This window comes from Pseudomonas sp. NFX15 (assembly GCF_049132105.1).
GTDB lineage: Bacteria > Pseudomonadota > Gammaproteobacteria > Pseudomonadales > Pseudomonadaceae > Aquipseudomonas.
This window is the reverse complement of the sequence record NZ_JAFMPV010000006.1, coordinates 74,936-96,607: the sequence shown is the minus strand read 5'-3', so window position 1 is coordinate 96,607 and position 21,672 is coordinate 74,936. Positions and strand designations below refer to the sequence as shown.

The window sequence follows — 21,672 nt, the reverse complement described above, 5'->3', positions numbered from 1 at the left end:
GCGAATTTATATTACAAGCATCATAATTACCAGCGCCCGAGCACACATTTGCCAGGGCGTTCATCGGATGACAGGACCCACTCATGAAAGTGACGAAAGACCAGGCAGCCGCCAACAAGGAAGCGATCCTCAGCGCGGCTTCGAAAATGTACCGGGAAAAAGGCATCGATGGCATCGGCATTGGCGAACTGTCCCGCTCGGTGGGCTTGACCCATGGCGGCTTTTACGGACAGTTCCCCGGCGGCAAGGAGCAACTGGCGTCAGAGGCGGTCAGCCGCACGTTCGAAACCAATATCAAAGACTGGCGAGCGGCTAAGTCGATCCCCGAATTGCTCAAGGGGTATTTGACCCAAAGCCACTTGAACAACTGGACCGAAGGCTGCCCGATCCCCGCGCTGGGCGCCGATGTCGCGCGCAATGGCGGCGCCGTCAGCCATTCGTTTACCCAAGGCGTGCAGACCCTGATCGAAACCTTGCTGCCGTTGGTCGATGGCCAGACCGATGAAGAAAAACACCAGCAAGCCCTGCGCGTCCTGGCATCGATAAGCGGGGCCATTCTGATCGCCAGGGCTCTGGACAACCCTCGATTATCAGAGCAGTTCCTGCAATCGGTGATCGATACCGGGTCGGTCAGTGCTGAAAAAAAAGCAGAGGATGCGGACATCGATTGCTAACCGCGAGCAACGCGCATAAGAAGTGACCGCGACCTGATTCCACTCAGGTCGCGGAACGTTCAGGCTGTGTGATTACGCCAGATCGAAGCGATCCAGGTTCATGACCTTGGTCCACGCCGCCACAAAGTCCGTCACGAACTTCTGTTGCGCATCGGCGCTGGCATAGACTTCGGCCAGCGCACGCAACTGCGCGTTGGAACCAAACACCAGGTCAACCCGCGTCCCCGTCCACTTCACGGCACCGGACTTGCGGTCACGCCCTTCGAACTCCTGTTGTGCGTCGGACACCGGCTTCCACTCCACCCCCATGTCCAGCAGGTTGGTGAAGAAATCATTGGTCAACGCTTCCGGCCGTTGGGTGAACACACCGTGTTTGCTCTGGTCGGCATTGGTGTTCAACACCCGCAGCCCACCCAGCAATACCGTCATTTGCGGTGCGCTGAGCGTCAGCAGTTGGGCCTTGTCGATCAGCAGTTTTTCGGCGGGCACACGGTACTGTTGCTTCAGGTAGTTACGGAAACCGTCGGCAATCGGTTCAAGGAAACCGAAAGAGTCGACATCGGTCTGCTCTTGACTGGCGTCCATGCGTCCCGGCGTGAACGGCACTGACACGCTGTGGCCAGCGTTTTTCGCCGCCTGTTCGACCCCCACACCACCGGCGAGCACGATCAGGTCGGCGAGGGAGATTTTCTTGCCACCGGTTTGCGCGCTATTGAACGCCTTCTGGATGCCTTCGAGTTTGCCCAGCACATTGGCCAGTTGTTCAGGCTGGTTGGCTTGCCAGGATTTCTGTGGCGCCAGGCGCAGGCGCCCGCCGTTCGCGCCGCCGCGTTTATCGGAACCGCGGAAGGTAGAAGCCGCCGCCCAAGCGGTCGAGACCAATTGCGAAACCGACAGGCCGCAGGCCAGAATTTTGCTTTTCAGCCCCGCCACTTCGCTGTCGCTGACCAGCGGGTGATCGACATCAGGGATCGGGTCCTGCCACAGCAGTTCTTCGGCCGGCATTTCCGGCCCGAGGTAACGCGAGAGCGGGCCCATGTCACGGTGAATGAGTTTGTACCAGGCGCGAGCGAAAGCATCGGCCAGTTGATCGGGGTTGGCCAGGAAGCGCCGGGAAATCGGCTCGTAGATCGGATCGAAGCGCAGGGCCAGGTCCGAGGTCAGCATGGTCGGATTACGGCGCTTGGCAGGATCAAACGCATCGGGAATGGTCCCGGCACCCGCTCCGTTTTTCGGCGTCCACTGGTGGGCGCCGGCTGGGCTCTTGGTCAGTTCCCAGTCAAAACCGAAGAGGTTTTCCAGATAGTTGTTGCTCCACTGGGTCGGCGTGGTGGTCCAGGTGACTTCCAGGCCGCTGGTGATAGTGTCAGCCCCTTTGCCGGTGCCGAACGAGCTCTTCCAGCCCAGGCCTTGCAGCTCCAGGCCGGCAGCTTCCGGTTCTGGCCCGACGTTGTCGGCCGGCCCCGCGCCGTGGGTCTTGCCGAAGGCGTGGCCACCGGCGATCAGCGCCACGGTTTCCTCATCGTTCATCGCCATGCGACCGAAGGTTTCGCGGATGTCCTTGGCCGAAGCGACCGGGTCGGGCTGCCCCTCCGGGCCTTCCGGGTTGACGTAGATAAGGCCCATCTGCACGGCGGCGAGGGGGTTTTCCAGATGGCGGCCGTCTTCGGTACGGCTGTCCTCGTTTCGCCCGGGTTCGGCCACCAGCGGAACGTCGCCAGGTGGCTGCACGGGCTTGCTGTCATCTTTGCCGTAGCGGGTGTCGCCGCCCAGCCATTTGTTTTCAGAGCCCCAGTACACGTCTTCGTCCGGCTCCCAGACATCCGGGCGACCACCGGAAAAACCGAAAGTCTTGAAGCCCATGGATTCCAGGGCGACGTTGCCGGTGAGGACGATCAGGTCGGCCCAGGAAATCTTGTTGCCGTACTTTTGCTTGATCGGCCAGAGCAGTCGGCGGGCCTTGTCGAGACTGACGTTGTCCGGCCAGCTGTTGAGTGGAGCAAAACGCTGTTGGCCGGAACCGGCGCCGCCCCGGCCATCACCGGTGCGATAAGTGCCGGCGCTGTGCCACGCCATGCGAATGAAGAAGGGCCCATAGTGGCCGAAGTCCGCTGGCCACCACTCCTGGGAATCGGTCATCAGCGCAGTCAGATCATTTTTCAGCGCCTGGAAGTCCAGGCTCTTGAAGGCTTGGGCGTAGTTGAAGTCGCCCCCTAGCGGGTCAGACTTGGGCGAGTGTTGGCTCAGGATCTTCAGGTTCAGTTGGTTCGGCCACCAGTCGCGGTTCGTCGTGCCACCGCCAGCGGCGTGATTGAACGGGCATTTCGATTCAGTTGACATGGCATCTCCTCTGGATTTTGTTTTGGCTAACCACCCTTGAGCGTGGATCCGTATCACCGATTGATGAAATAGCTTTTCGATATGGGATCCATAGCCTTGAGGCTATGACTGCCTCGCGTACATTCGCTCCAGACCTTCCATTAAAGTACCGGTCCGGGAAACTGTCGCTTAAACGGCGCAGATTGCTGATAAACCGCTCACCTGCCGCCATCGCGGGCCAGCCTGCTCCCACAGGGCCGTGTGGCTGCAAGAATCCAGTTCAATCTTCTCATTACGACCACCCGACCAGAAACTCCGTTCAGGGACTTGCGTCATCGGTATTATGGTATACCATCAGACGCACAGACACCCAAAACCTCTACGGAGCAGCTCATGAGTTTCGAAATCCGCAAGATCGTCAGCTATGTCGAAGAAACCTTTATTGAAGGCGGCAAAGCCACCGATAAGCCCGTGACCATGGTCGGTCTGGCCGTCGTCATGAAGAACCCTTGGCTGGGCAACGGTTTCGTCGAAGACCTCAAGCCACAGATCCGTGCCAACTGCTCCGACCTCGGCGCGCTGATGGTCGAGCGCCTGGTGGGCATTATCGGCGGTGCCGAGAAAATCGAGGCTTATGGCAAGGCTGCGGTGGTCGGCGCCGACGGCGAAATCGAACACGCCTCGGCGGTGATCCACACCCTGCGCTTCGGCAACCACTACCGCGAAGCGGTCAAGGCCAAGAGCTACCTGAGCTTCACCAACAAGCGCGGCGGCCCGGGTACTTCAATCCAGATCCCGATGATGCACAAGGACGACGAAGGCCTGCGTTCGCACTACATCACCCTGGAAATGCAAATCGAAGACGCCCCGCGTGCCGATGAAATCGTCGTCGTCCTGGGTTGCGCCGACGGTGGCCGCCTGCACCCGCGCATCGGCAACCGCTACATCGACCTGGAAGAACTGGCCGCTGAAAAAGCCCAGTAACCGGCCAGAGAACCACAATAAAAAGGCATTGCAGGAGCGCTCCATGATTCGGCTCACCGCTGAACTCACCCCGGCTGGCACCAGTTACCTGGCGACCGGCCACGGCCAGCCCGTGGTCTTGATCCACGGCGTGGGCCTGAACAAAGAAATGTGGGGCGGCCAGATCGTTGGCCTGGCCACGAATTACCGCGTGATCGCCTACGACATGCTCGGCCATGGCGCTAGCCCTCGACCGGACAGCGGCACCCCGCTGCTCGGCTATGCCGACCAGTTGCTGGAGCTGCTCGACCACCTGCAACTGCCCAAGGCCACGGTGATCGGTTTTTCCATGGGTGGGCTGGTGGCGCGGGCGTTTGCCCTGCATTACCCGCAACGCCTGGAAGGCCTGGTGGTGCTCAACAGCGTGTTCAACCGCAGCGCCGAACAGCGCGCCGGGGTCATCGCCCGCACCAGCCAGGCCGCCGAACACGGACCGGACGCCAATGCCGAAGCAGCGCTGTCGCGCTGGTTCAGCCGTGAATATCAAGCAGCCAACCCCGCGCAGATCGCCGCCATCCGCCAGACCCTGGCCGGCAATGATCCGCAGGGCTACCTGACCACTTATGAACTGTTCGCCACCCAGGACATGTACCGCGCCGACGACTTGGCCAGCATCCGCGTGCCGACGCTGATCGCCACCGGCGAACTGGACCCCGGCTCGACCCCGCAAATGGCCCGGCAACTGGCCGAACGCATTCCCGGCGCAACAGTCGCCGTGCTCGCCGAGCAACGGCATATGATGCCCGTAGAATCACCCCGCCTGGTCAACCAGCTGTTGCTGGAGTTTCTGCAGGCGGCGCACGCCCAACAAAACCAGATCAAGGGGATCGTTGCATGACACTCGCACGCTTCCAGATGTGCATCGGCGGTGAATGGGTCGATGCCCTGTCCGGCAAGACCTTCGAAAGCCTCAACCCGGCACTGGCCGAGCCTTGGGCAGAACTGCCCGACGCCGACGAAGCCGACGTCGAGCGCGCCGTACAAGCCGCGCAAACCGCGTTCGACAGCCCGGCCTGGCGCGGTTTGACCGCCACCGCTCGCGGCAAACTGCTGCGACGACTGGGCGACCTGATCGCCGAAAACAAAGAACAACTGGCGCAGCTGGAAAGCCGCGACAACGGCAAGCTGATTCGCGAAACCCGCGGCCAGGTCGGCTACTTGCCGGAGTTCTTCCACTACACCGCCGGCCTGGCCGACAAGCTCGAAGGCGGCACCCTGCCGCTGGACAAGCCGGACCTGTTTGCCTACACCGTGCACGAAGCCATGGGCGTGGTCGCCGCGATCATTCCGTGGAACAGCCCGTTGTACCTGACCGCGATCAAACTTGCACCGGCCCTCGCCGCCGGCAATACCATCGTGATCAAGCCATCGGAACACGCCTCGGCCACCATCCTCGAACTGGCACGCCTGGCGCTCGACGCCGGAATTCCACCGGGCGTGGTCAACGTCGTCACCGGTTACGGCCCAAGCACCGGTGCCGCCCTCACCCGCCATCCGTTGATCCGCAAGATCGCCTTCACCGGCGGCGCCGCCACGGCCCGCCATGTGGTGCGCAGCAGCGCAGAGAACTTCGCCAAGCTGTCGCTGGAGCTGGGCGGTAAATCGCCGAACATCATTTTCGCCGACGCCGACCTCGACAGCGCGATCAACGGCGCCATCGCCGGGATCTATGCCGCCTCCGGGCAGAGCTGCGTGTCCGGTTCGCGCTTGCTGGTGCAGGACGAAATCTACGACGAATTCGTCGGCCGCCTGGTGGAACGCGCCCAGCGCATCCGCATCGGCAACCCGCAGGAAGACAGCAGCGAAATGGGCCCGATGGCCACCGCGCAGCAGTTGGCTGTTGTCGAAGGCCTGGTGGCCGATGCCATCGCTGAAGGTGCAAAACTGCGCCTGGGCGGCAAGCGTCCGCAGAACCTGGGCGATGGCTGGTTCTACGAACCGACGCTGTTCGAGTGCGACCGCAACTCGATGAAGATCATGCAGGAGGAAGTCTTTGGCCCGGTCGCTTCGGTCATCCGTTTCAAGGACGAAGCCCAAGCGCTGGCGATTGCAAACGACTCGCAGTTCGGCCTCGCCGCCGGCATCTGGACCCGCGACCTGGGCCGCGCCCATCGCCTGGCCCGGGACGTGCGCTCGGGGATCATCTGGGTCAACACCTACCGCGCCGTGTCGGCCATGGCGCCAATTGGCGGCTTCAAGAATAGCGGCTATGGGCGCGAGAGCGGCATCGATTCGGTGCTGGCCTACACCGAGCTGAAAACGGTGTGGATCAACCTGTCCCAGGCCCCCATGCCTGATCCCTTCGTGATGCGCTAGGAGTCCTGGAAAATGATCGAACCCGGCATTTACAAAGACGTGATGAGCTCGTTCCCGTCCGGGGTCACGGTGGTCACCACCCTGGACCCGGAAGGCGGCATCGTCGGTATCACCGCCAGCGCCTTCAGTGCGCTGTCGATTGATCCGGCACTGGTGCTGTTCTGCCCCAACTACGGCTCCGACACCTACCCGGTACTGCGCGACAGCAAGCAGTTCGCGATTCACCTGTTGTCCGCCGACCAGACCGCCGAAGCCTATGCCTTCGCCGGCAAAGGCAAGGACAAGGCCAAGGGCATCGAGTGGCACCTGAGCGATTTGGGCAACCCGATCCTGGCCAAGGCCACGGCGATCATCGAGTGCGAACTGTGGCGCGAATACGACGGCGGCGATCACGCGATCATCGTCGGCGCGGTGAAGAACCTGATCCTGCCAGCGCAGCCGGTGACACCGATGATCTACCACAAAGGCAAGCTGGGCCCACTGCCCTCCTTGACCTGACACAGCCCCTGTAGGAGCGAGCCTGCTCGCGATGGTCGTGAACGATAACGCGTGCTCCCTGGAAACAGGCGGCGCTCTGAAGACCATCGCGAGCAGGCTCGCTCCTACAGAGAATCACCTCATATTGTTAGGAGCCGGCATGAGCCCAGCAGCCTCGTTACTGTTCCGCCAGCAGGCCTACATCAATGGCCAGTGGCTGGATGCGCCGGATGGCGCCTGTCAGGACATCTTCAACCCGGCCACCGGCGAACTGATCGGCCGCGTCCCGAACCTTGGCGCCGAATACGCACGCCTGGCCATCGAGGCCGCCAACAAGGCCTGGCCGGCCTGGCGCGCACTGACCGCCAAGGAACGCAGCAACACGCTCAAGCGCTGGCATGCCTTGATGCAGGAAAACGCCGACGCCCTGGCCGAAATACTCACCCTCGAACAAGGCAAACCGCTGGCTGAAGCCAAGGGCGAAATCCTTTACGCGGCGAGCTTCATCGAGTGGTTCGCCGAAGAAGCCAAGCGTATCTATGGCGACACCATCCCGAGCCACAAGGGCGATGCGCGCATCGTGGTCAGCAAAGAACCGATTGGCGTTGTCGCGGCCATCACGCCGTGGAATTTCCCGGCGGCGATGATCACCCGCAAGGCTGGCCCGGCACTGGCGGCCGGTTGCCCGTGCATCGTCAAACCGGCCCCGGAAACCCCGTTCTCGGCCCTGGCCATGGCGGCGCTGGCGGAACAGGCCGGGATTCCCCCCGGCATTTTCAACGTGATCACTGGCGACGCCATCGCCATCGGTGGCGAGCTGACCTCAAGCCCGCTCGTGCGCAAACTGTCGTTCACCGGTTCCACCGCCATCGGCAAGCTGCTGATGGCCCAGTGCGCGCCAACGCTGAAAAAAGTCTCGCTGGAACTGGGCGGCAACGCACCGTTCATTGTGTTTGACGACGCTGATCTGGAACGTGCGGTCGACGGCGCACTGATCGCCAAGTTCCGCAACGCCGGGCAAACCTGCGTCTGCGTCAACCGTTTCCTGGTGCAGGGCGGCATCCATGACGCCTTTGTCGCGCGCCTGGCCGAACGGGTTTCGCAGCTCAAGGTCGGCAACGGTTTCGACGAGGGCGTGACCCAAGGGCCACTGATCAACGAGCGCGCTGTGGCCAAGGTCGAGGACCACGTGCAAGACGCGCTGGAACAGGGTGCACAACTGCTGTGCGGCGGTGAACGTCACGCACTGGGCAACGGTTTCTTCCAGCCGACCGTGCTCACAGGCGTCACCACGCAGATGAAAGTCGCCCGGGATGAAACCTTTGGCCCGTTGGCCGCCGTGTTCCGCTTCGACAGCGAAGCCCAGGCCGTCGAGATGGCCAACGACACCGAGTTCGGCCTCGCCGCCTACTGCTACACCCGCGACCTGGGCCGCGCCTGGCGCATGAGCGAGGCGCTGGAGTACGGCATGGTCGGGATCAATGAAGGATTAATTTCCACCGAAGTCGCGCCGTTTGGCGGGATCAAGTCCTCGGGGCTTGGTCGCGAAGGTTCCAAATACGGCATCGAGGATTACCTGGAACTCAAATACACCTTGATGGGCGGCCTCTGAAACGCCCCCCTTTGTAGGAGCCGGCTTGCCGGCGAAGGCGACCTCAAGAACGCCTTCGCCGGCAAGCCGCCTCCTACAGGTCAGTGTTGAAGTCGGACCTGGAGACAATCGAAATGAGCAACGAAAAATACGAGAAAGGCCTGAAGATCCGCACCCAGGTGCTGGGGCAAGACTACGTCAACCGTTCCATCGAAAACGCCGACGACTTCACCCGCCCCTTGCAGGAAATGGTCACCGAGTATTGCTGGGGTCATGTCTGGGGGCGCGAGGGTTTGTCGCTCAAGGAACGCAGCATGATCAACCTGGCGATGATCTCGGCCCTCAACCGGCCCCATGAACTCAAGCTGCATGTGCGCGGCGCCTTGCGTAACGGCCTGAGTCGTGAGCAAATACGCGAAATATTGCTTCAGATCGGCATTTATTGCGGTGTCCCCGCGGCCGTAGACAGTTTCCGGCTCGCCCGTGAAGCCTTCGCCGAAGCCGATGCCGAGGCCTCCAGTTAACCCTTGGCTGTTTGATCTGACCGGGCACCGAGATTCGCGTAATCGACGTGTTCTTTTCGCATGGACAGCCACAATCAGAGCGGACCCCATGAAACGCCTGCCACTCGACGACAGCTTCAAGGTCAATCGCAACCCCGTTACCCTGCGCGAAATCGTGCTGGATAAACTGCGAAGCGCCATCATGAACTTCCAGCTCCTGCCGGGAGACCGTCTGGTCGAACGCGATCTGTGCGATCGCCTGGGCGTCAGCCGTACCTCGGTGCGTGAAGCCTTGCGTCACCTCGAATCCGAAGGCCTGGTGGAATTCGCCGATGCCAAGGGCCCGCGTGTCGCGATCATCACCCTGGCCGACGCCGTGGACATCTACGAGCTGCGCTGCGTACTCGAAGGCCTGATCGTCCAGCTGTTCACCCTGCGCGCCAAGGCCAAGGACATCAAGGCCCTGGAAAAAGCCCTCGAAGACAACCGCAAAGCGCTCAAAGATGGCGAACTGCAGCAGGTCATCGATTCGGTACAGGGTTTCTACGACGTGCTCCTCGAAGGCTCGGGCAACCACGTCGCTGCCACTCAGTTGCGTCAGTTGCAGGCACGCATCAGCTACCTGCGCGCGACCTCGGTGTCCCAGGAAAACCGCCGTGGCGCGAGTAACCAGGAAATGGAGCGCATGGTCGAGGCCATCAAGGGCGGCGACCCGCTGGTCGCCCACCAGGCCTGCGTTGATCACGTGCGTGCCGCCGCGGCCGTGGCGCTGGACTACCTCAAGCGCAAGCAGGAAGAAACCGGCGACATCCCGGCGATCACCCTGCCCATCGCGCTGAAAGAACCGCGCATAGGTCGCTGACATGTTCAGCCCGAGCTTTTGCCCCAAATGCGGCAGCGCTGATCTCGGTCAGCAGGTGCCGCCGGGCGATACGCACGAGCGCCTGATGTGCCGCGGCTGCGGCTACATCCACTACATCAATCCAAAAATCATCGCCGGCTGCATCATCGAGCAGGACGGCAAGTACCTGTTGTGCCAGCGTGCCATCCCGCCGCGCCCCGGCACCTGGACCCTGCCCGCAGGTTTCATGGAAAGTGGCGAGACCACCGAGCAGGCGGCCTTGCGTGAGGTCTGGGAAGAGAGCGGCGTGCGCGCGGAAATCGTCTCGCCCTACTCGATCTTCAGCGTGCCGCAGATCAGCGAGGTCTACATCATCTTCCGCGCCGTCGCGCTGCAGATCACCGGCCAGTACGGCCCGGAAACCCTCGACTACAAATTCTTCGCGCCCGAGGACATTCCCTGGGACAGCATCTACTACCCGGCGATTCGGCAGATCCTCGAACGCTACATCGAGGAACGCCAAGCCGGCGTGTATGGCATCTACATGGGCAACGACGACAGCGGCAAGATCCACTTCATCCGCTGACAACCACCCCCCTTGCCGGCATAGGCGTCCGCATAACCACCGCAACCTCAAGGACCTCTTCGCTGGCAAGCCAGCTCCTACAGGTTTTTTGTGGTGTGGTTACGATTGCAAGGTACACCACAGATCACTGTGGGAGCTGGCTTGCCAGCGAAGGGGCCAGCACATTCAGCATCAACAGTGACTGACACACCGCTTTCGCGAGCAGGCTCGCTCCTACAGGGTCAAGCGGTGTCGTCAGAGCGGCAGCATGCCTTCGACGATGATGATCTCGGCCTTCGCCACGCCTTCGCGATGCCCCCGCGCCTCCTGATACAACGCAGAGTGGTAACAGGCCAGCGCCTGTTCATACGAGTCGAACTCGATCACCACGCTGCGCTGCGGCGTGCCCCTGCCCTCCAACGCTTCGCTGCGCCCGCCACGGGCCAGGATCCGTGCGCCGTAGGCGGCGAAAGCCTGCGGCGCGCGCTGGGTGTATCGGCTGTATTGATCGGGGTCGGTGATGTCCACGTGAGCAATCCAGTACGCCTTCATAGTGACCTCTCGGTTGATTTCGTATTATGGTATACCACAATTCATTCCAGCCAACACTGAGTGTCCATCATGGCCTTCAACAGCATCGAAGAAATCATCGAAGATTACCGCCTCGGCAAAATGGTCCTGCTGGTGGACGATGAAGACCGGGAAAACGAAGGCGACCTGTTGCTGGCCGCCGACTGCTGCACGCCCGCGGCGATCAGTTTCATGGCCCGCGAAGCCCGCGGCCTGATCTGCCTGACCTTGACCGACGAACACTGCAAGCGCCTGGGCCTGGAGCAGATGGTGCCGAGCAACGGCAGCGTGTTCAGCACCGCGTTCACCGTGTCCATCGAAGCCGCCGTCGGCGTGACCACCGGCATCTGCGCCGCCGACCGCGCCTGCACCGTGGCCGCCGCCGTCGCGGCGAATGCCGGCCCGACCGACATCGTGCAACCCGGCCACATCTTCCCGCTGCGCGCCCGCGAAGGCGGCGTGCTGACCCGCGCCGGCCATACCGAAGCCGGCTGCGACCTGGCCCGCCTGGCCGGCCACACGCCCGCCTCGGTGATCGTCGAGGTGATGAACGACGACGGCACCATGGCCCGTCGTCCGGACCTGGAAGTGTTCGCGCGCAAGCACGGGATCAAGATCGGCACCATCGCCGACCTGATTCACTACCGCCTCAGCACCGAGCACACCATCGTGCGCATCGGCGAGCGCGACTTGCCGACTGTGCACGGCACCTTTCGTCTGATCACCTTTGAGGATCGCATCGAAGGCGGTGTCCACATGGCCATGGTCATGGGCGATCTGCGTCGTGAGGAACCGACGCTGGTGCGCGTACACGTGATCGATCCGCTGCGCGATCTGGTCGGTGCCGAATACAGCGGACCAAGCAATTGGACCTTGTGGGCCGCCTTGCAGCGAGTTGCCGCCGAAGGCCACGGCGTGGTGGTGGTGCTGGCCAATCACGAATCCTCGCAGGCGTTGCTCGAACGTGTGCCGCAACTGACCCAGGCGCCCCGGCAGTTCAGCCGCTCGCAGTCGCGGATCTATTCGGAGGTAGGCACTGGCGCGCAGATCCTGCAAAACCTCGGCGTCGGCAAGCTGCGCCACCTCGGCCCGCCGCTGAAGTATGCAGGCTTGACCGGGTACGACCTGGAGGTGGTGGAAAGCATTCCGTTCACGAAATAACGCCGCCCTCCCCTGTAGGCGCTGGCTTGCCAACGAAGGCGGCGTGTCAGTCGACTTCAACATTGGCTGAATGACCGCTTTCGCTGGCAAGCCAGCTCCTACGAAGCGCATGAAATTCCACGTTTGGCAGATAGCCGGTACGGCAAAGTGCTTGCACAAAGTTTGGAATACCATAATATGATATTCCATAGACCGGACAGTCACAGCGACTCGATGGACCTACTGCTCCCGATAGGCGGGCACTCTAAAGCCCCGCTCATAAACACAACAATGAGGGCGTGAAAATGGTGTTGAACAAACGTGCGACCGCGGCAATTTTTGCGGGACTGCTGAGCGTCACCAGCCAGGCGTTGCTGGCCGCTGAAAGCGTCAACTTCGTCAGTTGGGGCGGCAGCACCCAGGATGCGCAAAAGCAGGCCTGGGCCGACCCGTTCAGCAAGGCCAGCGGCATCACCGTCGTGCAGGATGGCCCGACCGACTACGGCAAACTCAAGGCCATGGTCGAAAGCGGCAACGTGCAGTGGGACGTGGTCGACGTCGAAGCCGACTTCGCCTTGCGTGCCGCCTCCGAAGGCTTGCTCGAACCCCTCGATTTCAAAGTCATAGACCGCGACAAGATCGACCCGCGTTTTGTCAGCGATCACGGCGTCGGCTCGTTCTTCTTCTCCTTCGTCCTCGGTTACAACGAAGGCAAGCTTGGCGCCAACAAGCCGCAGGACTGGTCCGCCCTGTTCGACACCAAGACCTACCCCGGCAAACGCGCCCTCTACAAATGGCCAAGCCCCGGCGTGCTCGAACTGGCGCTGCTGGCCGATGGCGTGCCGGCCGACAAGCTCTATCCGCTGGACCTGGACCGCGCCTTCAAGAAACTCGACACCATCAAGAAGGACATCGTCTGGTGGGGCGGCGGCGCGCAGTCGCAGCAGTTGCTGGCCTCTGGTGAAGCGAGCATGGGCCAGTTCTGGAACGGCCGGATCCACGCCCTTCAGGAAGACGGCGCCCCGGTCGGCGTAAGCTGGAAACAGAACCTGGTCATGGCCGACATCCTGGTCATTCCCAAGGGCTCGAAAAACAAGGACGCGGCGATGAAGTTCCTGGCTAACGCCAGCAGTGCCAAGGGACAGGCCGACTTCTCCAACCTGACCGCCTACGCCCCGGTCAACGTCGACAGCGTGGCGCGCCTGGACTCGGTGCTGGCCCCGAACCTGCCGACCGCCTACGCAAAGGATCAGATCACTCTTGATTTCGCATACTGGGCCAAGAACGGTCCGACCATTGCGACACGGTGGAACGAATGGCTGGTCAAATGAAAATGATGGCAACAGTGTCTCGTCCTTCCACAGCCACCGGGAGCGCCACGGGCGCTGCCGGTCCGGCAACCGGCCAGACCGTTGCCAAGCAACCCGCGCCGTCGCTGAAACAGTGCTGGCGTGGCTTTGGCAACCTGATGCCGGCGCTGCTGTTTCTCGGCCTGTTCTTTCTTGCACCGCTGATTGGCCTGTTGTTGCGCGGCGTGCTTGAACCGGAGCCGGGGCTGGGCAACTACCAACAACTGTTCGCCAACTCGGCCTACGCCAGGGTGCTGTTGAACACCTTCTCGGTGGCCGGCCTGGTAACGCTGTTCAGCCTGTTGCTGGGTTTCCCGCTGGCCTGGGCGATCACTCTGGTGCCGCGTGGGTGGGGTCGCTGGATCCTGAGCATCGTGCTGTTGTCGATGTGGACCAGCCTGCTCGCCCGCACCTATTCCTGGCTGGTGTTGCTGCAAGCCTCCGGGGTGATCAACAAGGCCTTGATGGCGATGGGCATCATCGATCAACCCCTGGAAATGGTGCACAACCTCACCGGCGTGGTGATCGGCATGAGCTACATCATGATCCCGTTCATCGTGCTGCCGTTGCAGGCGACCATGCAGGCCATCGACCCGATGATCCTGCAGGCCGGTTCGATCTGCGGCGCCAGCCCCTGGACCAACTTCTTCCGGGTGTTCCTGCCGCTGTGTCGGCCGGGGCTATTCTCCGGTGGGTTGATGGTGTTCGTGATGTCCCTCGGTTACTACGTCACCCCGGCGCTGCTCGGCGGTGCGCAGAACATGATGCTGCCCGAGTTCATCATCCAGCAGGTGCAGTCGTTCCTCAATTGGGGCCTGGCCAGCGCCGGCGCCGCGTTGCTGATCGTGATCACGCTGGTGTTGTTCTACTTCTACCTGAAGCTCCAGCCGGAATCCCCGGTTGGCGCCAGCAACGCGAGGTAAGCCGTCATGCTCCTGACCCCCAATGCCATGAGCCGGCGCATGCGCTTCGGCCTCTACACCACGACCGGGTTGATCGGCCTGTTCCTGCTGCTGCCGATCGTGTTCATCGTACTGCTGTCGTTCGGCTCGTCCCAATGGCTGGTGTTCCCGCCGCCGGGCTGGACGTTGAAGTGGTACGGCCAGTTCTTCTCCAATGCCGACTGGATGAACGCGGCGATGGCCAGCCTGAAAGTCGCGGTGCTGACCACCTTCTTCGCCGTCGCATTGGGCCTGCCGACCGCGTTCGCCCTGGTGCGTGGCCGCTTCCCCGGCCGCGAGATGCTCTACGGCCTGTTCACCCTGCCGATGATCGTGCCGCTGGTGATCATCGCAGTGGCGGTGTACGCGTTGTTCCTGAAACTCGGTTACACCGGGACCCTGTTCGCCTTCGTGGTCAGCCACGTCATCGTCGCGCTGCCATTCACCATCATTTCGATCATCAACTCGCTGAAGCTGTTCGATCAGTCGATCGAGGATGCCGCGGTGATCTGCGGTGCCTCACGCCTGCAAGCGGTATTCAAGGTGACGTTCCCGGCGATTCGTCCGGGCATGGTCGCCGGCGCCCTCTTCGCCTTCCTCGTCTCGTGGGATGAAGTGGTGTTGAGCGTGATGATGGCCAGCCCGACCCTGCAAACCCTCCCCGTAAAAATGTGGACCACCCTGCGCCAGGACCTGACGCCCGTGATCGCCGTCGCTTCGACGCTGCTGATCGGCCTCTCGGTATTGGTCATGGTGATCGCCGCCGCTCTGCGCCGGCGCAACGAAATCAGCGCTTGAGCGCCAGGAGTACGACATGAGTGCAGTGATCAAAGATTCCGCGCAGCAAAATGACAAACCCCTGGTCAGCCTGCGCAACCTGAACAAGCACTACGGCGACTTTGCTGCCGTGGACAACATCTCGCTGGACATCAAGGACGGCGAGTTCCTGACCTTTCTGGGCTCCAGCGGCTCCGGCAAAAGCACCACGCTGTCGATGCTCGCCGGCTTCGAAACCCCGAGCAGCGGCGAGATTTTAGTCAACGGCCAGTCACTGGTGAACGTACCGCCTCACAAGCGCGACATCGGCATGGTGTTCCAGCGCTATTCGCTGTTCCCGCACCTGTCGGTGCGCGACAACATCGCTTTCCCGTTGACCATCCGCAAACTGGCGGCCGCCGAACGCGAGCGCCGGGTCGATGCCATGCTCAAACTGGTGCAGCTTGAGCAGTTCGCCCATCGCCGCCCTTCGCAACTCTCGGGCGGTCAGCAACAGCGCGTCGCCATTGCCCGTGCATTGGTTTACGAACCACGCATCCTGCTGATGGACGAACCGCTCGGTGCGTTGGACAAAAAGCTGCGTGAAGACCTGCAGGACGAACTGCGTCAATTGCATCGGCGCCTGGGCATCACCATCGTCTACGTGACCCACGATCAGGAAGAAGCCATGCGCTTGTCCCAGCGCATCGCGATTTTCAGTCACGGCAAGATCGTCGGCCTGGGCAGCGGCTATGACCTGTACCAGAACCCGCCAAACGCCTTTGTCGCCTCGTTCCTCGGCAACTCGAACTTCCTCAAGCTCAAGGCCCAGGGCAATGCAGTGGCGACCTTCGAAGGGCAATCGCTGTCGATCCGCCTCACCGCCAACCTGCAAACCGATCAGGACGTGCTGCTGATGGTGCGTCCGGAAAAAGCCCTGGCCCTGAGCAATGAGCAAGCCCTCGCCGAACCACTGGCCGCCGGCTGGAACGAAGTCTCGGCGAAGGTCGTGGAAGTGCTGTTTCTCGGCGAAAGCCAGACCTGCAGCGTGATCACCACGGGCGGTACTTCGATGACGGTCAAGGCACTGTCCGCGGCCGGCATGCCACTCAAGGCGGGCGACCCGGTGCGCGTGCGCTGGGCCACCGCCGATGCCTGCGTGTACACCGAATGGGCCGAAAGTGACCTGAACAAGGCTGCCGGCGCTCACTGATCGATTGGCCTGCGCGTGCAGGCCACTATAATGAGTCACCCTCAGGCCACCACAACGTCGGGTTGTGGTGGCCTTTTTTCTGTCGCCTGTAAGATAAATTGGACAATGGATTCCTAATACCCCGGTTTAATGCTAAATAGTGCTCAGTATTTTTAACACCCGACCCTGTCGTGCCACACAGCGCAACGAGAATAACGATATGAAAGTCCATTTCGAGAAAAGTGAAGTGTTTGGGACCCTCCACCTGCAAATGGCGGTGGCAGCATGATCGAAGTCACCGAAGTTTCCATTGCCCAACTGCGCGCCGCGCTCGAGTCCGGCCAGACCACCTCGGTTGAACTGGTGCAGGCTTACCTCGCGCGGATCGACGCCTACGACGGCCCGCAAACCGCCACGGCGCTGAACGCGGTCGTGGTGCGCAACCCCGAGGCCCTCGCCGAAGCACAGGCGTGCGACGCCCGTCGCGCCAAGGGCCAGACGCTCGGTCCGCTGGACGGCATTCCCTACACCGCCAAGGACAGCTACCTGGTCAAAGGCCTGACCGCGGCTTCCGGCAGCCCGGCCTTCAAGGACCTGGTCGCCTATCGCGATGCCTTCACCGTCGAGCGCCTGCGCGCTGGCGGGGCGATCTGCCTGGGCAAGACCAACATGCCGCCGATGGCCAATGGCGGGATGCAGCGCGGCGTCTACGGCCGTGCCGAGAGCCCGTACAACGCCGACTACCTCACTGCGCCGTTCGCGTCCGGTTCGTCAAACGGTGCCGGCACAGCGACCGCCGCCAGCTTCGCCGCGTTCGGCCTGGCGGAAGAAACCTGGTCGAGCGGTCGCGGCCCGGCCTCGAACAATGGCTTGTGCGCCTACACCCCTTCTCGCGGTGTGATTTCCGTTCGCGGCAACTGGCCGCTGACCCCGACCATGGACGTGGTCGTGCCGTTCGCGCGGACCATGGCCGACCTGCTCGAAGTGCTCGACGTGGTGGTGGCCGATGACCCGGACACCCGTGGCGACCTGTGGCGCTTGCAGCCTTGGGTGCCGATTCCGAAATCGTCTGAAGTGCGTCCGCAATCCTATGCCGCGCTGGCCGCGAACAGCGAAGCGCTCAAAGGCAAGAAGTTCGGCATCCCGCGCATGTACATCAACGCCGACCCTGAAGCCGGCACCTCCGAAGTACCGGGCATCGGTGGGCCGACCGGGCAGCGCATCAACACCCGCCCTTCGGTGATCGGCCTTTGGGAACAGGCGCGCAAGGCCCTCGAAGCCGCCGGCGCCGAAGTGCTCGACGTGGATTTCCCGCTGGTCTCCAACTGCGAAGGCGATCGCCCTGGCGCGCCGACCGTGTTCAATCGCGGCATCGTTTCCAAGGAGTTCCTGCACCATGAACTGTGGGACCTGACGGCCTGGGCCTTCGATGATTTCCTGCAAGCCAATGGCGATCCGAAACTCAACCGCCTGGTCGACGTCGACGGCCCGCAGATCTTCCCGCACGACCCGGGTACCCTGCCCAACCGTGAAGGCGACCTGGCCGCCGGCATGGACGAATACGTGCGCATGGCCGAGCGCGGCATCACCCCGTGGGACCAGATCAGTACTGTGCCGGACGGCCTGCGCGGCCTGGAAAAGACCCGCAAGATCGACCTGGAAGACTGGATGGATCGCCTGGGCCTGGACGCGGTGCTGTTCCCGACGGTTGCCGACGTGGGCCCGGCGAATGCCGATGTCGATCCGCAATCGGCGGACATCGCCTGGAGCAACGGCGTCTGGGTCGCCAACGGCAACCTCGCCATCCGTCACCTCGGCGTGCCAACGGTCACCGTGCCGATGGGCGTGATGCCGGACATCGGCATGCCGGTGGGCCTGACGTTTGCCGGTCGCGCCTATGACGATTCGTCGCTGTTGCACCTGGCGTCGGCGTTCGAGTCCACGGGCAACAAGCGCATGATTCCACCGCGCACGCCGCCATTGGCAGCTGACAAACGGTAACAACACCCTGTAGGAGCGAGCTTGCTCGCTCCTACAGGGCATCACCCGTCAGAGCTCCACCGATCAATTCAACAGTCCACCCGTCAACCAGTGACCCTGCGACAGAGGCGACTCCCGCGAGCCGCCTGGGTGGGGTTCGGATCAATCGATCAAGGATCGACCTGGGCCATCAGCTCCGGGATCGATTCGGGTCGCTTGGCATAACGTTGCGCCAGCACCGCACAGACCATCAGTTGAATCTGGTGGAACAGCATCAGCGGCAGGATCAACACGCCAATGGTGCTGCCGGCGAACAACACCTGCGCCATCGGCACCCCGGTCGCCAGGCTTTTCTTCGAGCCGCAGAAAAGAATGGTGATGCGGTCTTCCTGATTGAAACCGAATGCCTTGCCCAGCACCGTCGAGGCCACCAATACCAGCGCCAGAACGATGCAGCAAGCCACCACCAGGCCAACCAGGTCCAGCAGCGGGATCTGATGCCACAGGCCTTCGATCACCGCTTGACTGAACGCCCCGTACACCACCAGCAGAATCGAACCCTGATCGACAAACTTCAACCAGCTCTTGTTGCGCGCCACCCAGTTGCCAATCCAGCGCCGTGCGATTTGCCCGGCAATGAACGGCAGCAGCAATTGCACGCTGATCTTGAGGATCGCATCGAGGGTCGAGGAGCCTTCGCCATGGACATTCAGCAGCAGGGTCACCAGCAACGGCGTGAGGAAAATCCCGAACAGGCTGGACGCCGCGGCACTGCAGATCGCCGCCGGAATATTGCCCCGCGCCAGCGACGTAAAGGCAATCGCCGACTGCACCGTCGCGGGCAGTGCGCAGAGGTACAGCATGCCCATGTACAAATCTTTGCCGATCAGCGGTGACAACACTGGTTTGAGCGCCAGGCCTAGCAGCGGGAACAGCACGAAGGTCAGGCTGAACACCAACAAATGCAGGCGCCAGTGCCCGGCACCGGCAATGATCGATTCGCGGGACAGCTTGGCGCCATGCAGGAAAAACAGCAGCGCGATGGCGATGTTGGTCAGCCAGCCAAAACCGACCGCGACCTGGCCGCTGGCGGGTAACAGGCTGGCGAGCGTGACCACGCCGATCAAGGTCAGGGTGAAGTTGTCGGGTAACAAACGGGGGCGCGTCATGGTTTGATCATCCGGGGGTTGCCAGTACGTGGAAGCGACTCTAACGTGACTGGATATTACCGACTAACGCCGATGAGCCAGCAGATGCCGACTAAAGGACATGACAAGAGTATCCGGCGCACTATCCCCGGGCTGTCCAGCCTGCCACGACCGCTCTACGGTCGCACCGAATCACTGCCCAATCGCGCACTGACCCGGCGTCACAGCCACCCGTGGGTGCAGCTGTCCTATGCGATTGCTGGCGTCCTCGAGATACAGACCGGCGCCGGGCGCTTCGTCGCCCCGCCGGAGCGCGCGGTGTGGATTCCGGCGGGCATGCCGCATCGGGTATTCAGCTCGCCGCGCACGGAAATGCGCAGCCTGTACATCGATTGCAGCGTCTCAACCTGGGCACCGCCCGGTTGCCATGTGCTGGGCGTCAGCGATTTGTTGCGCGAGTTGATCCGCACGTTCAGCCAGGTGCCGGTGGAATACGATCAGGACGGCCCGCACGGTCGGTTGGCCCAGGTGATTCTGGATCAGTTGGCCGAGGCGCCACAGATCGATTTGATGCTGCCGCTGCCCCAGGACAGCCGTTTGCGGCAGATCGCGCAAAGCCTGGAGTCGCACCCGGAGCAACAGACCACGCTCAGTCATTGGAGCGAGAAATTCGCGGTCACCGAGAAGACCCTCAGTCGCCTGTTCCTGCGCGACACGGGGCTGACCTTCCGCGCCTGGCGCCAGCGCTTGCGCCTGCTCGGCGCCCTGACGCCTCTGGAACAGGGCGAGCGAGTCACCGATGTGGCGCTGGCCTGCGGCTACGATTCGACATCGGCGTTTATCGCCGCCTTCCGCCAGCAGTTCGGTGAAACACCCGGTGAATTCTTCCGATAGGCCTGCAGTGGTTTTTTGTCGTGCGCGGGATTTGTGTTCGACATCAATCACCTGTAGGAGCGGGCTTGCCCGCGAAAGCGGTGATTCAGTCACCATTGATGGTGCCTGGCACACTGTCTTCGCTGGCTAGCCAGCTCCTACAGGGCCTTCGATTACTGATCGGACTTGATGCTGGTCCACACCCGTGTGCGCACACGCTCCATTTTTTGCGGCAATGGCTGCACCACGTACAAAGTCTTCAGCGCTTCGCTGGTCGGTGTCAGGTTGGGGTTGCCGGTGATGTCCTTGTTGATCATTACCAGCGAGTCCTTGTTTGCATTCGGGTAACCGAGGAAGTCGCTGATCGGCGCGATGACTTTCGGATCCAGCAGGTTATTGAGGAATTGGTGGGCCTCGGCGACGTTCTTCGCACTTTTTGGAATGGCGAAGGTATCGAACCAGATCGGCGCGCCCTCTTTCGGCAGACGCCAATCGACAACTACGCCGTTACCCGCTTCTTTGGCCCGATTGCCGAATTGATAGAAGCTGCCTGAGTAACCGATGGCCACGCAGATGTCGCCGTTGGCGATGTCGGTCATGTATTTGGCGGAGTTGAAGTAGGTGACGTATGGGCGAACCTTGAGCATCAGCGCCTTGGCTTTTTCGTAGTCATCCGGGTTCTGGCTGTTCGGGTCCAGACCCAAGTAATGCAGGGCCAGCGGCAGGATCTCCGATGGCGAGTCGAGCATCGCGACGCCACATGACTTGAGCTTGGCCATGTTCTCGGGCTTGAACACCAGGTCCCAGCTGTCCACCGGCGCATTGTCACCGAGCGCCGCCTTGACCTTGGCCGGGTTGAAGCCGATCAACACCGTGCCATACATGTAAGGCACGCCGTACTGGTTGCCCGGGTCGTTCTTGTCCAGCAACTTGAGCAACGCCGGGTCCTGGTGCGACCAGTTCGGCAGCTTGGACTTGTCGAGTTTCTGGAACACGCCGGCCTTGATCTGGGTTTCGATGAACTGGTTCGACGGCACCACCAGGTCGTAACCGGAGTTGCCGGTCAGCAATTTGGCTTCCAGGGACTCGTTGGTGTCGAAGGTGTCCCAGGTCACCTTGATCCCGGTGTCCTTGGCGAAATCCTGGGGCACGGACGGCAGGATGTAGTCTGCCCAGTTGTACACGCGTAGTTCGCGCTGCTCGGCGTGCACCGCGCAGGCCAGCAGTGACAGTCCGCAGACGGTGGCGCCCAGCAAGCGTTTCATTGTGTCCATGGATCATTTCCCCAAGTGTGGCGTGAGTTCGATGTTTTTATGTTCTGTACACGGCAGCGGCCTTGAAAATAGCCAAGGGCAAGGAAGTGAAGCGTCTGGTTGTGATTTGAACCGGGTTGGCTGACTCTGCCACCCGCCTC

Annotated in this window: 20 protein-coding genes; 16 read left to right on the top strand and 4 right to left on the bottom strand. The window is 62.0% G+C overall.

All coding sequences use genetic code 11. The features are described 5' to 3' along the window. Nucleotides 1–83: 83 nt before the first annotated feature. Complete coding sequence (locus J1D76_RS08900) at nucleotides 84–674, top strand: TetR/AcrR family transcriptional regulator (RefSeq protein ID WP_421137942.1); 591 nt, start codon at nucleotides 84–86, stop codon at nucleotides 672–674. A gap of 72 nt (nucleotides 675–746) precedes the next feature. Here J1D76_RS08900 and katG read toward each other — a convergent pair whose 3' ends face one another. Continuing rightward, nucleotides 747–3,014 carry a catalase/peroxidase HPI gene (gene katG, locus J1D76_RS08895; RefSeq protein ID WP_421137941.1) on the bottom strand — a complete coding sequence of 756 codons (2,268 nt, stop codon included), beginning with the start codon at nucleotides 3,012–3,014 and terminating at the stop codon, nucleotides 747–749. Between the two features lie 372 nt (nucleotides 3,015–3,386). On the opposite strand from katG, the gene J1D76_RS08890 reads away from it, so the two are divergent. The 8 genes from J1D76_RS08890 (at nucleotide 3,387) to J1D76_RS08855 (ending at nucleotide 10,330) form a co-directional block, all read left to right on the top strand. Continuing rightward, nucleotides 3,387–3,977: an amino acid synthesis family protein gene (locus J1D76_RS08890; RefSeq protein WP_007978708.1), complete on the top strand. Its 591-nt coding sequence runs from the start codon at nucleotides 3,387–3,389 to the stop codon at nucleotides 3,975–3,977. 43 nt (nucleotides 3,978–4,020) lie between these two features. Further along, complete coding sequence (locus J1D76_RS08885) at nucleotides 4,021–4,854, top strand: alpha/beta fold hydrolase (protein ID WP_421137940.1); 834 nt, start codon at nucleotides 4,021–4,023, stop codon at nucleotides 4,852–4,854. Beyond that, nucleotides 4,851–6,332, top strand: coding sequence for an aldehyde dehydrogenase (locus tag J1D76_RS08880; protein ID WP_421137939.1), 1,482 nt, complete (start codon nucleotides 4,851–4,853; stop codon nucleotides 6,330–6,332). The genes J1D76_RS08885 and J1D76_RS08880 overlap by 4 nt, the downstream gene beginning before the upstream one ends. A 12-nt stretch (nucleotides 6,333–6,344) precedes the next feature. Next, entirely contained in the window at nucleotides 6,345–6,830 is a 486-nt protein-coding gene (locus tag J1D76_RS08875) for a flavin reductase family protein (RefSeq protein WP_421137938.1), read from the top strand. A gap of 139 nt (nucleotides 6,831–6,969) precedes the next feature. After that, nucleotides 6,970–8,421: an NAD-dependent succinate-semialdehyde dehydrogenase gene (locus J1D76_RS08870; RefSeq protein WP_421137937.1), complete on the top strand. Its 1,452-nt coding sequence runs from the start codon at nucleotides 6,970–6,972 to the stop codon at nucleotides 8,419–8,421. Nucleotides 8,422–8,534: 113 nt separating this feature from the next. Continuing rightward, nucleotides 8,535–8,924 carry a carboxymuconolactone decarboxylase family protein gene (locus J1D76_RS08865; RefSeq protein WP_421137936.1) on the top strand — a complete coding sequence of 130 codons (390 nt, stop codon included), beginning with the start codon at nucleotides 8,535–8,537 and terminating at the stop codon, nucleotides 8,922–8,924. An 88-nt stretch (nucleotides 8,925–9,012) separates the two neighbouring features. Then, complete coding sequence (locus tag J1D76_RS08860) at nucleotides 9,013–9,765, top strand: GntR family transcriptional regulator (RefSeq protein WP_421137935.1); 753 nt, start codon at nucleotides 9,013–9,015, stop codon at nucleotides 9,763–9,765. A gap of 1 nt (nucleotide 9,766) precedes the next feature. Beyond that, a complete protein-coding gene (locus tag J1D76_RS08855) occupies nucleotides 9,767–10,330 on the top strand; it encodes an NUDIX hydrolase (RefSeq protein WP_421137934.1) in 564 nt (187 codons plus the stop codon). A gap of 234 nt (nucleotides 10,331–10,564) precedes the next feature. Here J1D76_RS08855 and J1D76_RS08850 read toward each other — a convergent pair whose 3' ends face one another. Then, the gene (locus J1D76_RS08850; RefSeq protein ID WP_421137933.1) at nucleotides 10,565–10,861 is read right to left on the bottom strand and encodes a DUF1330 domain-containing protein; all 297 of its coding nucleotides are present in this window, start codon (nucleotides 10,859–10,861) and stop codon (nucleotides 10,565–10,567) included. A 69-nt stretch (nucleotides 10,862–10,930) separates the two neighbouring features. On the opposite strand from J1D76_RS08850, the gene ribBA reads away from it, so the two are divergent. The 6 genes from ribBA to J1D76_RS08820 all read left to right on the top strand — a co-directional run bounded on the left by ribBA (nucleotide 10,931) and on the right by J1D76_RS08820 (nucleotide 18,258). After that, nucleotides 10,931–12,040, top strand: a complete 1,110-nt coding sequence (gene ribBA, locus J1D76_RS08845; protein ID WP_421137932.1) for a bifunctional 3,4-dihydroxy-2-butanone-4-phosphate synthase/GTP cyclohydrolase II — start codon at nucleotides 10,931–10,933, stop codon at nucleotides 12,038–12,040. A 284-nt stretch (nucleotides 12,041–12,324) separates the two neighbouring features. After that, entirely contained in the window at nucleotides 12,325–13,350 is a 1,026-nt protein-coding gene (locus J1D76_RS08840; protein WP_421137931.1) for an ABC transporter substrate-binding protein, read from the top strand. Continuing rightward, nucleotides 13,347–14,291, top strand: a complete 945-nt coding sequence (locus J1D76_RS08835; RefSeq protein ID WP_421138095.1) for an ABC transporter permease — start codon at nucleotides 13,347–13,349, stop codon at nucleotides 14,289–14,291. Before J1D76_RS08840 ends, J1D76_RS08835 begins: the two co-directional genes overlap by 4 nt. 6 nt (nucleotides 14,292–14,297) lie before the next feature. After that, entirely contained in the window at nucleotides 14,298–15,107 is an 810-nt protein-coding gene (locus J1D76_RS08830; protein ID WP_421137930.1) for an ABC transporter permease, read from the top strand. Nucleotides 15,108–15,123: 16 nt separating this feature from the next. Beyond that, nucleotides 15,124–16,278: an ABC transporter ATP-binding protein gene (locus J1D76_RS08825; RefSeq protein WP_421137929.1), complete on the top strand. Its 1,155-nt coding sequence runs from the start codon at nucleotides 15,124–15,126 to the stop codon at nucleotides 16,276–16,278. A 264-nt stretch (nucleotides 16,279–16,542) separates the two neighbouring features. Continuing rightward, nucleotides 16,543–18,258, top strand: a complete 1,716-nt coding sequence (locus J1D76_RS08820) for an amidase (protein ID WP_421137928.1) — start codon at nucleotides 16,543–16,545, stop codon at nucleotides 18,256–18,258. A gap of 149 nt (nucleotides 18,259–18,407) precedes the next feature. Here J1D76_RS08820 and J1D76_RS08815 read toward each other — a convergent pair whose 3' ends face one another. Then, nucleotides 18,408–19,406, bottom strand: coding sequence for a bile acid:sodium symporter family protein (locus J1D76_RS08815; RefSeq protein ID WP_421137927.1), 999 nt, complete (start codon nucleotides 19,404–19,406; stop codon nucleotides 18,408–18,410). Nucleotides 19,407–19,490: 84 nt separating this feature from the next. Here J1D76_RS08815 and J1D76_RS08810 point away from each other — a divergent pair, with 84 nt between their 5' ends. Further along, complete coding sequence (locus tag J1D76_RS08810) at nucleotides 19,491–20,279, top strand: AraC family transcriptional regulator (protein WP_421137926.1); 789 nt, start codon at nucleotides 19,491–19,493, stop codon at nucleotides 20,277–20,279. A gap of 152 nt (nucleotides 20,280–20,431) precedes the next feature. On the opposite strand, the gene J1D76_RS08805 is transcribed toward J1D76_RS08810, so the two are convergent. Continuing rightward, the gene (locus J1D76_RS08805; protein WP_421137925.1) at nucleotides 20,432–21,532 is read right to left on the bottom strand and encodes a polyamine ABC transporter substrate-binding protein; all 1,101 of its coding nucleotides are present in this window, start codon (nucleotides 21,530–21,532) and stop codon (nucleotides 20,432–20,434) included. Between the last annotated feature and the right edge of the window lie 140 nt (nucleotides 21,533–21,672).

Coding starts and splice junctions, on each gene's coding strand:
- J1D76_RS08900 (WP_421137942.1), top strand. CDS start 84: ATGAAAGTGACGAAAGACCAGGCAGCCGCCAACAAGGAAGCGATCCTC.
- katG (WP_421137941.1), bottom strand. CDS start 3,014: ATGTCAACTGAATCGAAATGCCCGTTCAATCACGCCGCTGGCGGTGGC.
- J1D76_RS08890 (WP_007978708.1), top strand. CDS start 3,387: ATGAGTTTCGAAATCCGCAAGATCGTCAGCTATGTCGAAGAAACCTTT.
- J1D76_RS08885 (WP_421137940.1), top strand. CDS start 4,021: ATGATTCGGCTCACCGCTGAACTCACCCCGGCTGGCACCAGTTACCTG.
- J1D76_RS08880 (WP_421137939.1), top strand. CDS start 4,851: ATGACACTCGCACGCTTCCAGATGTGCATCGGCGGTGAATGGGTCGAT.
- J1D76_RS08875 (WP_421137938.1), top strand. CDS start 6,345: ATGATCGAACCCGGCATTTACAAAGACGTGATGAGCTCGTTCCCGTCC.
- J1D76_RS08870 (WP_421137937.1), top strand. CDS start 6,970: ATGAGCCCAGCAGCCTCGTTACTGTTCCGCCAGCAGGCCTACATCAAT.
- J1D76_RS08865 (WP_421137936.1), top strand. CDS start 8,535: ATGAGCAACGAAAAATACGAGAAAGGCCTGAAGATCCGCACCCAGGTG.
- J1D76_RS08860 (WP_421137935.1), top strand. CDS start 9,013: ATGAAACGCCTGCCACTCGACGACAGCTTCAAGGTCAATCGCAACCCC.
- J1D76_RS08855 (WP_421137934.1), top strand. CDS start 9,767: ATGTTCAGCCCGAGCTTTTGCCCCAAATGCGGCAGCGCTGATCTCGGT.
- J1D76_RS08850 (WP_421137933.1), bottom strand. CDS start 10,861: ATGAAGGCGTACTGGATTGCTCACGTGGACATCACCGACCCCGATCAA.
- ribBA (WP_421137932.1), top strand. CDS start 10,931: ATGGCCTTCAACAGCATCGAAGAAATCATCGAAGATTACCGCCTCGGC.
- J1D76_RS08840 (WP_421137931.1), top strand. CDS start 12,325: ATGGTGTTGAACAAACGTGCGACCGCGGCAATTTTTGCGGGACTGCTG.
- J1D76_RS08835 (WP_421138095.1), top strand. CDS start 13,347: ATGAAAATGATGGCAACAGTGTCTCGTCCTTCCACAGCCACCGGGAGC.
- J1D76_RS08830 (WP_421137930.1), top strand. CDS start 14,298: ATGCTCCTGACCCCCAATGCCATGAGCCGGCGCATGCGCTTCGGCCTC.
- J1D76_RS08825 (WP_421137929.1), top strand. CDS start 15,124: ATGAGTGCAGTGATCAAAGATTCCGCGCAGCAAAATGACAAACCCCTG.
- J1D76_RS08820 (WP_421137928.1), top strand. CDS start 16,543: ATGATCGAAGTCACCGAAGTTTCCATTGCCCAACTGCGCGCCGCGCTC.
- J1D76_RS08815 (WP_421137927.1), bottom strand. CDS start 19,406: ATGACGCGCCCCCGTTTGTTACCCGACAACTTCACCCTGACCTTGATC.
- J1D76_RS08810 (WP_421137926.1), top strand. CDS start 19,491: ATGCCGACTAAAGGACATGACAAGAGTATCCGGCGCACTATCCCCGGG.
- J1D76_RS08805 (WP_421137925.1), bottom strand. CDS start 21,532: ATGGACACAATGAAACGCTTGCTGGGCGCCACCGTCTGCGGACTGTCA.